This window comes from Mesorhizobium sp. M4B.F.Ca.ET.017.02.2.1 (assembly GCF_003998955.1).
Classification (GTDB): domain Bacteria; phylum Pseudomonadota; class Alphaproteobacteria; order Rhizobiales; family Rhizobiaceae; genus Mesorhizobium; species Mesorhizobium abyssinicae.
The window spans coordinates 1-12,178 of sequence record NZ_RZOF01000186.1 but is presented as its reverse complement, the minus strand read 5'-3'; the positions used below and the strand labels follow the sequence as shown (position 1 = coordinate 12,178).

Here is a 12,178-nt window from a genome sequence, read left to right as displayed (position 1 = left end):
GCCTGGGTGGGGTGGCCGATGTGAAAATGGGGAATGAAATGAAACTGGTCAGATGTCTTGAAGGTACCCGCGCCGCTACGGCATCGCGGTCCGTCGGCACGCTCGACCTTCTTAAGCAAACAGCGTTGATCAGGGGCCTAGCTGGGCGAGTTCAAGCAAGACGGTCCGCCCACAACCAGGCAGCGTCACCAATGCGAGGAGCCAGGCCACCCGCGGCACCAGTATGGGACGGAGTTTCCACATGAAGCTCGACAAAATCGACATCAAGATCCTGTCTGAGCTGCAGAAGAGCGGGCGAATCTCGAATGTCGAGCTTGCGGACCTAGTCAGCCTCTCGGCAAGCCCGTGCTTGATGCGGGTGAAGAAGCTGCAGGAGGAGGGCTTCATCGTAGGCTATTCCGCCCGGGTCGACCTGGCCAAGCTGGGTCAGACAGTGACGGTCTTTACCGAGATCACGCTCAAGAACCATCGCCCCACAGATTATTCGCGGTTCCTCGCGACGGTCGAGAAGATCGATAGCGCGATCGAGTGTCACCTTGTGTCTGGCGGCTACGATTATCTGGCGAAGTTCGTCACGCGGGGGATCAGCGAGTATCAGGCGATCATGGAGCGCTTGCTCGAGCTCAATATCGGGATCGACAAATATTTCAGCTTCGTGGTGCTGAAATCGCCGATCGTTAAAACGCACCTGCCGATTGACACGATCGCTACTCACTAGAGATGTAGATTCAGAAGATAATCTGCCGAATAATCACCAAATTCAAAACAATCCGCTTCAAGTGGCGAAAAATTGGCAGATGATATTCTGTAATTCATACGACTCTGGCGCGCCTTGAACAGTAATTTTGCGTTGTCGACTAAAGGGAACACACACTATGACCACCTTTATACCGAAATATGTAACCTTCGACTGCTACGGTACGCTGACTAATTTCGATATGGCTGGTGCAGCGCGGCGTGTGTACGCCGAGCGTCTCACCGTTGAGGCTATGCCCAGCTTCGTCGAGGCTTTCAGAGGCTACCGCCTGGACGAGGTGCTGGGGGCATGGAAGCCTTTCCGCGAGGTGGTGCACAATGCCGTTGAACGCACTTGCAAGCGCATCGGTATCCAGTTCAAACCCGAAGACGCGCAACGCATCTATGACGAAGTGCCAACGTGGGGTCCGCACCCCGACGTCCCGGCAGGACTCACTAAGGTGGCCAAGGAAATCCCACTGGTGATCCTGTCGAACTCGATGAACGACCTGATCATGTCGAATGTGGAAAAGCTCGGCGCGCCAATTCACACTGTCATCACCGCTGAAGAGGTTGGCGCCTACAAGCCGCTGATGAAGGGCTTTGAATACATGCTCGATAAGCTCGGCTGCGGTCCCGAAGACATCACTCATGTTTCCTCCTCCTTCCGCTACGACCTGATGCCAGCCTATGATCTGGGGATCAAAAACAAGGTCTGGGTCAACCGCGGTCACGAACCCGCCAATCCTTTCTATGAATACACCGAGATCAAAGATATCGGCGGACTAGCCGCCGCCGTAGGCTTGGAACCCGCCCGGAAGCGCGCCTGAAGATTGGTAGCGAGCCCTGGTGGCTGTCTGGCAAGAACGGGGCGGTTCATCCGCCCCTTTTGGCGAAACTCACGTAGGGCGTGGCTCACCAATGTGAGCGGCTGCTTCGATGCCGGCTTCAAGTAGCCGGACATGCCTCAGAGTCGACCTACCGACACGCTTCGTCGGAACAGGGTCGGTCGCGACGTAGCGTTCGGGAAATGGTCCAGTGAATTGAGTTTTGCCGAGCTTCTGCGCCCAGACTGCACTCGTTGGAGGTCCTTGGCCTTACCTGCCTTTAAGCAGAGAGCCCGCCGTCTTCGTCGAGGTGAAACGCCCAGTGCTGGGCCGCTCACGTCAGCTGACACCGAACAGGATGTCGGGGCGAGCACCATCCAAAAGCACCCGCAATTGGGGCTGAGGCGCGATCCAGAAAGTTCTAAAAGCTTCCAAGAACCCCAGGCAAACTGGACTCGGGGCGCGTATGTACTATTTCAGGGCACGGATTCTTCAGTGTCAGGCCTTCGTTTCGGACTTAGAACGCCTTCAATCACGGTATCGAGCTTGGGCGGGGCCGTGGCATTGGACTCTAAACCCATCCCATTTGCCGCCGTCTCTAGGCCGGGGTACGACGTCGGCGGAAAACCTCTTGCACGCCCGTAAGTGTCTGTCCTCTCTGGATCAGGAGCAATCAAGAACAGCCAACAGAAGGCAGCGCGACCATGCTCGAACCAGACCGTATCATCCGCCTGAAAACCGTTCTTTCCCGGACCGGTCTGTCCCGATCCACGATCTATCGCAAGATCGCCAAAGGCACCTTCCCACGCCAGATTCAGATCAGTATCCACGGTGCAGGCTGGCACGAATCCGACATCAGTCGCTGGATCTCCAATCCCGTTTCGTGGCGTCCACAAGACCAGGGCGACAAGGCGTGATGAGGGTGATGCACACTGCGCGGAAAACTGGGCTTCATCGAGACGCAGCGATCACGGCGGCGAGGCTATTGCTTGAGCCCAGTGGGCCATGTCCATTACAAGCGTCGCCGAGGCGAACGAACACGGCAAACCAGAAACGATGGTCGGCCTCACGCTCAACCAGGTCAACTTTGGGTCGAACCGCCCACAACTGGCCGCTTATCTCCTTTCAGAGCCCGCGCCGAATCGGTGGCCGCCCCTCAGGCTGACACAGCAAGCGTTCAGCGGAGCGGCCGTGACGCCGGCGATCGATCAGGCTTCCCTTGAGGCAGACAGCTTCCTCTCCGCCTATAAGAGCCGTCAGCTAACGATTGCCCGATCGATCGCGATCATCGCCGGATCGACATTTATGGTGGCGGGCGAGGTCATCCAGCACAGATCGGATATGCGGCCAGGGGAAATCGTCTGGATGTTCCCAGTGCTCACCGTCACGCAGGACAACCTTGAGCTTGGCCAAAATGCCTTCTATGGACGTGGCCGCTGTCTGCGGTAGATCATCCAGAAGCGTGCTTTCGGCTGTTTCCGATTGCCGGATCAGTTCGTCTGCTCTCGAATAGCCGATCTCAGCATCAGCAGCGTCCCAGCGCGCCTGGTGTGCCGCGAAATCCGCAAGCGCCCTGCCCCATTCGACTTCGTTCTCAGGAGAGTAGGCATCGTTCAGGCTCTCGATGGAATGGAGCGTCACGTCCCTACCATCGGCAAGCCGCGCCCTGGCGCAGGGAAAGCCGATCGTCCTGGCGAGGTGTGTCTCCAACCGCTGCTGTTCGCGGCACAACGCCAGTGTCTCATCGTGGATCTTATGCCAGTCGCCACACAGACGAAGAGCAGGATCGGCCGCGCTGCTGCCGTCCGACAGTTCGGCCGCCCGCGACTTTACCTGGAAGGGCCATGCCACGGCGGCCGTGGCCGTGCCCGCCAGCAAGCGCCGCCGGGTGACGAAAGACAAACTCATGCTATTGTCGGAATCATCCATGATCCGAGCTCCATGAAAGCTGGGGTTTTGGTGAGGCCGCATGGAGTGTTCGCGCACTCGGTGCGGCCGCTTTCTAAAAACGAAAGGATTGTCTGTTTTTAGAAAGCCATTGTCAACGTTTTCCGAAAAGGCTTGCGATTTTCGGGAGTTATCACCAGTTTGCGGCATGGATTCTTCCCAATGTCGCGCCGCACGAGCGCTGTTGAAATGGACGCAAGAGGATCTCGCCGCCCGCTCCGGCGCGAGTGCTGTTACCATTCGCAATTTCGAAAACGACCGTTCTGTTCCTCAAACAGGAACGCGATATCTCCTCCAGAAAACGCTTGAGAATGCCGGCATCGAGTTCATTCCTGAAAATGGGGGTGGTGTCGGCGTGCGTTTGTCACGGCGTTCCGAAAGGACGTTGGATCGGTGAAACAGCTCCCGATAGGCAAGGCAAAGCGCGTCCATTAGCCGACAATCATTCGATTGCGGCCGCAGTCAGAGGGATCAACCGCGAAGACTTCGACGAGCGGCAGAAGGGTTCGGGGTCGAACGGCGACTGCGCAGACCGGTTCATGCAACTGCCTTCGCTCGCAGAGGTTCGATGTTGCTCTTGCCTGCAATGATGCCGGCAAGCCGATCGGCCCAACGCTCCAAGGCATCCCGTTTCTCGCTCATATAGTCGTAGCGCGCATATACCCGCGACGTGACCGTACTCTTGGTCGCTGAAACGTGATTCAACACATGCCCGACGATGAACGGCGAAATGCCGATTTCTTCCATGCCCGTCGCAGCAGATCGGCGAAGGTCATGCGGCGTCCACGGTGCAATGCCCATGATCATCGCTACGCCGCGCTTGCTGATCTCTTCTCGCTTCACTGCCTTCGGGACAGATGCGCCGGTGACGGCTGCACGGGCGCCCGGGCCAGGAAAAACGAAAGGCGGTACCGCCCTGCCCTTGCGCTCCGACAGCGCCTTCACGTCTGCGATCTGATCGCCGATGATCCGGATTGCCATTTCACACAGCGGGACAATATGGTCGCGGCCGTTCTTCGCGCGCCTGGCTGGTATCGTCCAAAGGCCGCGTGTCAAGTCCAGTTCGCCGTGCTCCATACCGGCGATCTCGCCAACACGCTGTCCGGTAACCAAGCACAGGCGCAGAATGCGGCGGGTGCTTTCCCGCATGTCGGCTTCGGGCAAGGCTGCCCACATCGTCTTGATCTCGTCGGCCGTCAGCACGCGGTCGCGCTCGACCGTTTCGGTCGGCCTAGCCATACCTTCGGTCAAGTTGTTGTCCAGATCGCCACGACCGCGCCCCCATCGGATCATGGCGCGAATGTCCTCGAACACCCGGTTTGCCTCGACGGCCGCGCCCCGGTCCTTCACCGCGTCGATCGCCTTAGTGATGTCGCGACGATGCAGGTCCGCGAGCTTCACCTCGCCGATGCAGCCAGATGATGCCTTCTCGACCTTCTTTCCGTCAGCGTCATAGCCGGACACATTCTTGCGCAGCCGGCGCGCGATCTCATCGACCGACCGCCGCGATGATGCCCGGCGGGTGAGATAGCTCTCGACCAAATCAGAGACGGTCATCGAGGCGGCGTGCGCTTTCTTGGCGGCCACAGGGTCGCCGCCCTCTTGCACGCTTGCACGAGTGTCCTTGGCCTTCTGGCGAGCGCCCTTGTCGGTGCCGAGCGGTGTCTCGGGATAGGTGCCGAGCTTCAACCATTGCCGCTTGTCGGGCGGCCCGTAAACCGCGAACCAGGTCTTTTGCCCACCCGCCGAGACGCGCAGCACAAGACCTTTGACGGTCGTATCGAAATAGTCGGCTTTTCGGCCGGAACCGGCCTTGGCAGCCTGGCAGAATTTGTCGGTGAGTTCGAGTTTCGGCATCTGTCCAGCGACCAATCTTGCTACAACCGGTTGCCCGGGGGCCCATAAGTGATCTACAGAATGATCTACACAAAACCACGCGCTTTGTCGATACCGGCTGCGACAGGTCGCGACGGGATGAAACACTAATTTGTTGTTATTCAAAGAATTTTTAGAAATTCAGGCTGTCGCACGCTGATCCAGAAAATCACATTGGAAACCCTCTGTTAACCGGTTGGTCGCTGGTTCGAATCCGGCCCGGGGAGCCAAGTTTTTTCAAAGACTTAGGCGAAAGCTGCGCAGCCAGTCCGGCTAGGCAGCCACGGATGCGTCCATATCCAAAGGCCGCAACCGCTCCAGCCGTTCATCGCCTGGTCCGGTCAACCATTCTTGTTCCCGTTTGGATTTGGTGACGGTGCCTCACGCACATCTCGCGGCGGTGGGTCGACATGATCGGGCTCGGGCGATGATGAATCCTTGTGGCGGGGATGCACCGGTGGCTTCTTGTGGTCGGGTTTCGGCGGGGGCCGCTCTTTGGTTTGATCTGGCATCAGGTTTCTCTCCCTCACCCGAAACCAGACAGACGCGCTCTTTGTTCCGATGGCTCCGACCGAAAGCGCCGGCCACTCTGAGCCGCCGGGCGTGAGGGGCCTACGGACTGGCGACGCCGCCGCCTGGCGGCTCGATGGTGGGGACGGGCTCAACGACTTCGAATTCCTAGTGCCGATCGACACCAGCAACCGGCCGGAACATGTCGCGTCGCCCGAAGGCACGGCCGGAAAAGCAGAAACCTCGCCGCTCCATTCGCGGAGCGGCGAGGCCCCCAAACGCCCCTATTGCCGGTCCCAACAACCCGGCATTGCTGGCAGTGCAATTGTGGTGCCAGCAGCAAATGACCCATTCCGAGACGCCGGCGTGCGTCGGCCCAGGCGGCAAATCGTGCGCCGGGCAAGGGTGGCACGGTTCTTGCTGCCACAATTTCAGTCATGCCGGCCGAAAAGACCTGTTCCATATCGACACCGGCATCTGAGGTTGGGACAATGATGTCGCACAAACTTATGTTCGGCCCTCTTGCGGTGCTCTCGGTCACCGCCCTTGGGCTAGCCCTCATTCGGTTGGCATCGGCTTTTCGCGAGTTCGTTCATCCGCGCTACCGGCCGGAGCTCCACTATATGCGCGGTCCCGGGCCGGCCACCGCGCGCCGGGCGAGCGCGCGCTAAGCGGGTTCGGCCTGCGGCGGAGATGCGCCTCCCGGCGCCTTCTGTGGCTTGCTGCCTAGCACATAACCGAGGATATGATTTAGGCTTACCCTGAAAAGATCGCAGGGTGGCAACCGTGGAAGCGACTTTCGATGACCTGACAAGGGCTGTGGCACAGCCCCATAGTGATGTGCGCGCCAACGTCCGCGCCATCGCCCTCAATCTCGCCGGCAAGCTCCTGATGGGCATTGCCATCGGGTTGGGCATTGCCATTGGCTTGGCCATCATTGGCTAGCGCGGCCAGCTGATCATCACCAAGTCGCGGCGCCACCGAGAGGCGTACACGCCAAGCGCTGGCAACCATATATTAGCAATCTCTTGTATTTCGCCTGAAGCAGGCTCATCATACAGCCGCTTTGTCGGGAACTTCTTGAGGGAGATTTTCCGATGCGACCGGTACTCATTGTCATCGCCTTGGCGGTCTGCTTTGTCCTGTGGGACAGGCTTCAGAATGAAGGCCGTTATACAACACGGATAGAAGACAGTTTCCGCCAGGCCGCCGCCGACCTGCCGAGCGGCTCGTACGGCCACGAGGTCAGGTTCAGCCGTGACCTCATGAAGCGTTGAAAGGGCTCATCAGAATGAGCCGAAGCGGCGGCTGAGCGGCCTTCCCGCATTTCTCGCACTCCTCACCGCTGCGGCCGCAACAGGCTGTGCTGGCCCTCTCACTGATAAGGCCGCCGATGGCAACGAATCTTGCGCCCGCACGCCCGCCGCGCCATGGTCCGGCAAACCCTGAGGAGGAACCATGCGAATCGTCCTGGCATCGGCGCTGCTGCTAACCGTCGCGCTGTCCGCAACCGCCGCCAACGCTCTGGACAGCGGCGCAAACCCTGTCGTCGTGACGCCGCTCGCCGATCGCACGCAAACGGCGTCCGGCCAGCCCATCACGCTGCCGCAGAAGAATGTCGAGGTCATCGTCTCGAGCTTCGAGATCGCCGTGGGCGCGACCTTGCCGATCCACAAGCACCCGTTTCCCCGCTACGCCTATGTCGAGGCCGGAACGCTCAAGGTGACGAATGTCGAAACCGGCAACAGCAATACCTACAAGACCGGCGATTTCATCGTTGCGATGATCGGCCAGTGGCACCAGGCCACCAATCTCGGCGACGGCCCGGTGAAACTGCTGGTCATCGACCAGGTCGAGCAGGGCGCCAAGAACACGGTGCTGCGCCAGTAATCGCCCTCATCCCCAGGCGCCGACAGGTTGCTCGGTGGCGGCGTTGAGGCGGTTGAAAGCGTTGATCAGGGCGATCTGCACCACCAGTGCGGCCAGTTGCTTTTCGTCATAATGCCGGGCGGCTTCGTCCCAGATCGGGTCCGGCACCGGGTCGGCCCGATCGCTCAGCCGCGTCGTGGCTTCGGCCAGCGCAAGCGCGGCGCGTTCCGGCTCCGTGAAATAAGGCGTTTGCCGCCAGGCCGACACGGCAAAGATGCGCTCGTCCTTCTCGCCGGCCTTCTTCAACTCGCGCGCATGCATGTCGACGCAGACGCTGCAGCCGTTGATCTGGCTGGCGCGCAGGTGGACAAGCTTGCGCGTCACATAAGGCACGTCGGCCGCCTCGGTCGACTTGTCCAGCGCCAGCAGCGCCTGCAACGCGCCGGGGATGAGCATTACGGGGTTCTTCAGTCGTGCTTGCACAATGGCCTCCTTCGGTCGTGTCCTTACAAGCCCCGGGCGCTCAGCTTCCGGAGGTCCTGGCTTCCCCAGGGCTTTTTGGTTCGCCGACACCGCCGCAGGCTGGACGGCCTTTGGGCCACATCGCCTGTCTCGATCTATAACCCGTCGGCTATGAATTAACTCATAACTCGCTAGTTATTGAATTGTCAAGCACGCCTTGGCGAATGCCGGTCGCCCGTCGCCCGCTGGACCGATCATTGCCGCTTTCACGGCAGCAGACCCGATGCTAGGGCTGTCGCCGAAAAATCATGGACGGACCGCACCTTGAGCAAGAATCCTCAGCCACCCCTGATCGAACTCTGTGTCGAAGGCATTGACGGGCTGCTTGCCGCGCAGGCCGCCGGCGCCGACCGGGTCGAACTCTGCGCCAGCCTGGTCGAAGGCGGCATCACGCCGAGCCTCGGCACGGTGCGCGCGGCGCTTGAGCTCGCCACCGTTCCGTTCCACGTCATCGTCAGGCCGCGCGGCGGCGATTTCCTCTACGGCGAGGCCGAGTACCGCTCGATGCTTGCCGATGTCAGCGCGCTTGCCGGTCTCGGCGTCGCCGGCGTCGTCGTCGGCTGCCTGAATGCCGACGGCACCATCGACGAGGCCCGCATGGGCGAATTGGTGCGCGCGGCTGGCCCGCTCAACGTCACCTGCCATCGCGCCTTCGACATGACGCGCGACCCGGCCGAGGCGCTCGAGGCGCTGGTCCGCTGCGGGGTCGGCCGCGTGCTGACCAGCGGCCAGCGCGACACCGCTCTGGAGGGCGCCGAGCTTCTGGCCGCGCTCGTCCAACAGTCCGGCGAGCGCATCATCATCCTCGGCTGCGGCGGGCTCGATCCCGACAATATCGCCGAGGTGCTCGCCAGGACCGGGCTGAAGGAAATGCATTTCGCGGCCCTTGCCGATGTGCCGAGCGCCATGCGCTACCGCAACCCGCGCGTCGGCATGGGCGGCAGCGACCTCGACCGCGAGTACCGCACCACGGTGACCGACGGGGCATTGGTGGCGGCGACCATCGCGGCCGTCAGGGCCTGATTCCTGGGAAGATGCGATGACCGAAGGACGCTCGCCGATCGACCGCGTTTCGCCCGGGGACGAGCCCGCCATCCTCGCGCTCAACAACGAGCATGCGGCGGAACTGTCCTGGCTGGAAGCCGAGCGGCTCTCCTTCCTGCTCGGCGAGGCCTTCTATGCGCGCCGCATTGGCGCGCTCGAGGCCTTCATCATGACCTTCGACCAGGACGCCGACTACGACAGCCCGAACTTCCTCTGGTTCCGCGAACGCTACCAGCGCTTCATCTATGTCGACCGGGTTGTCGTCGCGGCAGCCGCGCGCGGCCGTGGCCATGCTCGCCGGCTCTACGAGGATCTGTTCGAGCACGTCGCGCGCTCCGGCCAGGCGATCGTCACCTGCGAGGTGAATGCCGATCCTCCCAATCCGGCATCGGACGCCTTCCATGCGGCGCTGGGATTCGCCGAGGTCGGCGACGCGGTCATCCATGGCGGCAAGAAGGCCGTGCGCTACTACCTCAGGCAACTTGCCTGAGCGCCGGCGCGCGGCACTGGCGCAACAAACAAGCCGTCGCTAAAGTGGCCGTCTGCGCCACCGGGGGCGAACCGCCATGCCGAGCAACGTCTTCCGCTTCGACGAGAGCTGGGACATTCCAGAGGCGACGCCGCAAGAGGTGTGGGATGTGCTCTCCGACGCCGAACTGCTGCCGCTCTGGTGGGGCGACGTCTACAAGCAGGTCGTGCCGCTCGACAAGAAGGGCAAGGGCGTGGTCGGCTCGCGGGCAAAGGCCCGGGCGCGCGGCGCCCTGCCCTACGAACTGAACTTCATCATCGCGGCGGCCGAACTCGAACCCGGCCGGCTCGTGGTGGTCAAGACCTTCGGCGATTTCGACGGCCTGTGGCGGGCGGAACTGTCGCCATCGGGAAATGGCACTCGGGTCAACCTGATCTGGCAGGTCACGGTGCTGAGGCCGATCCTGAAGTTTCTGGCGCCGCTGCTCAGGCAGGCCTTTGCCTGGAACCACCGCTGGACGACGCCGCGCGGCGAAGCCGGCCTGCGCCGTTACCTGTCCGAACGGAAAAATCGCCAGGCGGCCTGATCAGGCGGTAGCGAAAAAAGGGGCCATAACGGCCCCTTCTCTCTTCATGCGAACTGCAAGCGTCAGCCGGCGGCGGCGACTGCACGCTTGGCCATGACCGCGATCAGATTGGCCCGGTAATCCGCCGAGGCGTGGATGTCGCTCATCAGGTTCTTCGCCGGCACCTTCACGCCGTCGAGGGCCGACGCCGCGAAATTTTTCGCCAACGCCGCCTCGATCTCCTTAGAGCGAAAGACGCCATCGTCGCCGGCACCGGTCACGGCGGCGCGGACCCCGTCCTTGCCCTTGGTGACGAACACGCCGACGATCGCATAGCGCGACGCCGGATTGCGGAACTTTTCGTAGGCCGCCTTGGCCGGCGCGGTGAAGCTGACGGCCGTGATGATCTCGCCATCCTTCAGCGCCGTCTCGAACAGGCCCTTGAAGAACTTATCGGCTGATATCTCGCGCTTGTTGGTGACGATCGTCGCCCCCAGCGCCAGCAGTGCCGCCGGATAGTCGGCCGCCGGATCGTTGTTGGCGATCGACCCGCCGATCGTGCCCTTGTGGCGCACCGCCGGGTCGCCGATCAGCGAGGCCATATGGGCCAGCGCCGGGCAGGCCTTCCTCAGCTTCTGGTCATTGGCGACGTCGTGGTGCGTGGTGGCGGCGCCGATGGTCACTGTCTTGCCCGACACCTTGACGCCTTGCAGTTCCTTCAGCCGGGACACGTCGACGAGGTCCGAGGGCGCGGCCAGCCGCGTCTTCATGGCGGGGATCAGCGTCATGCCGCCCGACAGGAGCTTCGCTTCGCCGCTTTTCAAAAGCTTGGCGGCCTCGGCAACCGAGGCGGCGCGGTGGTAGTCGACCGAATACATGCTTGCTCCCTCCCTCAGTGCTTGGTCTTCGCGCGGATCGCGGTCCACACCGTGGACGGCGATGCCGGCATGGCGATGTCGGCAATGCCGATGGCATCGGTGATGGCGTTGATCACCGCCGGCGGCGAACCGATGGCGCCGGCCTCGCCGCAGCCCTTGATGCCGAGCGGATTGCTCGGGCACGGCGTGTTCGAGGTCGAGACCTTGAACGACGGCAGGTCGCCCGCGCGGGGCATCGTATAATCCATGTAGCTCGCCGTCAGCAATTGGCCGCTGGCGTCGTAATAGGCGCCTTCCAGCAGCGCCTGGCCGACGCCCTGGGCGATGCCGCCATGCACCTGCCCCTCGACGATCATCGGGTTGATGATGTTGCCGAAATCGTCGGCGGCCACGAACTGGATGATCGCGGTCGAGCCGGTCTCCGGATCGATCTCGACCTCGCAGATGTAGCAGCCGGCCGGGAAGGTGAAGTTGGCCGGGTCGTAGAACGCCGTCTCCTTCAGGCCCGGCTCCATGCCGGCCGGCAGATTGTGGGCGGTGTAGGCCGCCAGAGCCATCTGGAACCACGGCACGTTCTTGTCGGTGCCGGCAACCTTCAGGGCGCCGTTCTCGATGACGATGTCGCTCTCGTCGGCCTCGAGCAGATGCGCGGCGATCTTCTTGGCCTTGGCCTCGACCTTGTCGAGCGCCTTGGAGATCGCCGACATACCGACCGCGCCCGAGCGCGAGCCGTAGGTGCCCATGCCCATCTGCACCTTGTCGGTGTCGCCATGCACGATCGACACGCTGTCGATCGGCACGCCGAAGCGCTGGTTGACCAGTTGCGCGAAGGTCGTCTCGTGGCCCTGGCCATGGCTGTGCGAACCGGTCAGCACCTCGATCGTGCCGACGGCGTTGACGCGTACCTCGGCCGATTCCCAAAGGCCGACGCCGGCGC

At 62.0% G+C, this 12,178-nt stretch carries 15 protein-coding genes; 10 read left to right on the top strand and 5 right to left on the bottom strand.

All coding sequences use genetic code 11. The annotated features are described in order from the left end of the window. Positions 1 to 241 precede the first annotated feature (241 nt). The 3 genes from EN738_RS20920 (at position 242) to EN738_RS20910 (ending at position 2,479) form a co-directional block, all read left to right on the top strand. Complete coding sequence (locus EN738_RS20920; RefSeq protein WP_127285366.1) at positions 242 to 718, top strand: Lrp/AsnC family transcriptional regulator; 477 nt, start codon at positions 242 to 244, stop codon at positions 716 to 718. Between the two features lie 157 nt (positions 719 to 875). Beyond that, entirely contained in the window at positions 876 to 1,565 is a 690-nt protein-coding gene (locus tag EN738_RS20915) for a haloacid dehalogenase type II (protein ID WP_127285365.1), read from the top strand. Between the two features lie 701 nt (positions 1,566 to 2,266). After that, positions 2,267 to 2,479 carry an AlpA family phage regulatory protein gene (locus EN738_RS20910; protein ID WP_127285364.1) on the top strand — a complete coding sequence of 71 codons (213 nt, stop codon included), beginning with the start codon at positions 2,267 to 2,269 and terminating at the stop codon, positions 2,477 to 2,479. Between the two features lie 343 nt (positions 2,480 to 2,822). Here the strand turns inward: EN738_RS20910 and EN738_RS20905 are convergent, their stop codons facing one another. Then, a complete protein-coding gene (locus EN738_RS20905) occupies positions 2,823 to 3,491 on the bottom strand; it encodes a hypothetical protein (protein WP_127285363.1) in 669 nt (222 codons plus the stop codon). 40 nt (positions 3,492 to 3,531) lie between these two features. On the opposite strand from EN738_RS20905, the gene EN738_RS20900 reads away from it, so the two are divergent. Continuing rightward, positions 3,532 to 3,906 carry a helix-turn-helix transcriptional regulator gene (locus tag EN738_RS20900; protein ID WP_245494593.1) on the top strand — a complete coding sequence of 125 codons (375 nt, stop codon included), beginning with the start codon at positions 3,532 to 3,534 and terminating at the stop codon, positions 3,904 to 3,906. 140 nt (positions 3,907 to 4,046) lie between these two features. Here the strand turns inward: EN738_RS20900 and EN738_RS20895 are convergent, their stop codons facing one another. Further along, positions 4,047 to 5,366: a site-specific integrase gene (locus EN738_RS20895; protein WP_127285362.1), complete on the bottom strand. Its 1,320-nt coding sequence runs from the start codon at positions 5,364 to 5,366 to the stop codon at positions 4,047 to 4,049. Between the two features lie 1,314 nt (positions 5,367 to 6,680). Here EN738_RS20895 and EN738_RS35590 point away from each other — a divergent pair. The 3 genes from EN738_RS35590 to EN738_RS20885 all read left to right on the top strand — a co-directional run bounded on the left by EN738_RS35590 (position 6,681) and on the right by EN738_RS20885 (position 7,784). Further along, complete coding sequence (locus EN738_RS35590; RefSeq protein WP_187331286.1) at positions 6,681 to 6,839, top strand: hypothetical protein; 159 nt, start codon at positions 6,681 to 6,683, stop codon at positions 6,837 to 6,839. Positions 6,840 to 6,991: 152 nt separating this feature from the next. Further along, positions 6,992 to 7,171 (top strand): hypothetical protein, encoded by a 180-nt coding sequence (locus tag EN738_RS20890; protein WP_127285361.1) that lies wholly within the window; start codon positions 6,992 to 6,994, stop codon positions 7,169 to 7,171. Positions 7,172 to 7,352: 181 nt separating this feature from the next. Further along, positions 7,353 to 7,784: a cupin domain-containing protein gene (locus EN738_RS20885; protein WP_127285360.1), complete on the top strand. Its 432-nt coding sequence runs from the start codon at positions 7,353 to 7,355 to the stop codon at positions 7,782 to 7,784. A 6-nt stretch (positions 7,785 to 7,790) separates the two neighbouring features. On the opposite strand, the gene EN738_RS20880 is transcribed toward EN738_RS20885, so the two are convergent. Then, positions 7,791 to 8,246: a carboxymuconolactone decarboxylase family protein gene (locus EN738_RS20880; RefSeq protein ID WP_127285359.1), complete on the bottom strand. Its 456-nt coding sequence runs from the start codon at positions 8,244 to 8,246 to the stop codon at positions 7,791 to 7,793. 303 nt (positions 8,247 to 8,549) lie between these two features. Between EN738_RS20880 and EN738_RS20875 the strand changes: the two genes are divergently transcribed. The 3 genes from EN738_RS20875 to EN738_RS20865 all read left to right on the top strand — a co-directional run bounded on the left by EN738_RS20875 (position 8,550) and on the right by EN738_RS20865 (position 10,384). Beyond that, on the top strand, positions 8,550 to 9,308 hold the full coding sequence (locus EN738_RS20875; RefSeq protein WP_127285358.1) for a copper homeostasis protein CutC: 759 nt from the start codon (positions 8,550 to 8,552) through the stop codon (positions 9,306 to 9,308). 16 nt (positions 9,309 to 9,324) lie between these two features. Next, positions 9,325 to 9,819 (top strand): GNAT family N-acetyltransferase, encoded by a 495-nt coding sequence (locus tag EN738_RS20870; protein ID WP_127285357.1) that lies wholly within the window; start codon positions 9,325 to 9,327, stop codon positions 9,817 to 9,819. A 76-nt stretch (positions 9,820 to 9,895) separates the two neighbouring features. Then, a complete protein-coding gene (locus tag EN738_RS20865; protein WP_127285356.1) occupies positions 9,896 to 10,384 on the top strand; it encodes an SRPBCC family protein in 489 nt (162 codons plus the stop codon). A gap of 62 nt (positions 10,385 to 10,446) precedes the next feature. Here the strand turns inward: EN738_RS20865 and EN738_RS20860 are convergent, their stop codons facing one another. Beyond that, positions 10,447 to 11,241 (bottom strand): xanthine dehydrogenase family protein subunit M, encoded by a 795-nt coding sequence (locus tag EN738_RS20860; protein ID WP_127285355.1) that lies wholly within the window; start codon positions 11,239 to 11,241, stop codon positions 10,447 to 10,449. 14 nt (positions 11,242 to 11,255) lie between these two features. Next, the coding region (locus tag EN738_RS20855) for a xanthine dehydrogenase family protein molybdopterin-binding subunit (RefSeq protein ID WP_145966891.1) at positions 11,256 to 12,178 on the bottom strand (923 nt) is incomplete at its 5' end.

What these genes read in the sequence shown, in the direction of transcription:
- EN738_RS20885 (WP_127285360.1), top strand. Translation starts at nt 7,353, where the DNA reads ATGCGAATCGTCCTGGCATCGGCGCTGCTGCTAACCGTCGCGCTGTCC.
- EN738_RS20900 (WP_245494593.1), top strand. Translation starts at nt 3,532, where the DNA reads ATGGAGTGTTCGCGCACTCGGTGCGGCCGCTTTCTAAAAACGAAAGGA.
- EN738_RS20920 (WP_127285366.1), top strand. Translation starts at nt 242, where the DNA reads ATGAAGCTCGACAAAATCGACATCAAGATCCTGTCTGAGCTGCAGAAG.
- EN738_RS20905 (WP_127285363.1), bottom strand. Translation starts at nt 3,491, where the DNA reads ATGGATGATTCCGACAATAGCATGAGTTTGTCTTTCGTCACCCGGCGG.
- EN738_RS20870 (WP_127285357.1), top strand. Translation starts at nt 9,325, where the DNA reads ATGACCGAAGGACGCTCGCCGATCGACCGCGTTTCGCCCGGGGACGAG.
- EN738_RS20860 (WP_127285355.1), bottom strand. Translation starts at nt 11,241, where the DNA reads ATGTATTCGGTCGACTACCACCGCGCCGCCTCGGTTGCCGAGGCCGCC.
- EN738_RS20895 (WP_127285362.1), bottom strand. Translation starts at nt 5,366, where the DNA reads ATGCCGAAACTCGAACTCACCGACAAATTCTGCCAGGCTGCCAAGGCC.
- EN738_RS20910 (WP_127285364.1), top strand. Translation starts at nt 2,267, where the DNA reads ATGCTCGAACCAGACCGTATCATCCGCCTGAAAACCGTTCTTTCCCGG.
- EN738_RS20865 (WP_127285356.1), top strand. Translation starts at nt 9,896, where the DNA reads ATGCCGAGCAACGTCTTCCGCTTCGACGAGAGCTGGGACATTCCAGAG.
- EN738_RS20890 (WP_127285361.1), top strand. Translation starts at nt 6,992, where the DNA reads ATGCGACCGGTACTCATTGTCATCGCCTTGGCGGTCTGCTTTGTCCTG.
- EN738_RS20915 (WP_127285365.1), top strand. Translation starts at nt 876, where the DNA reads ATGACCACCTTTATACCGAAATATGTAACCTTCGACTGCTACGGTACG.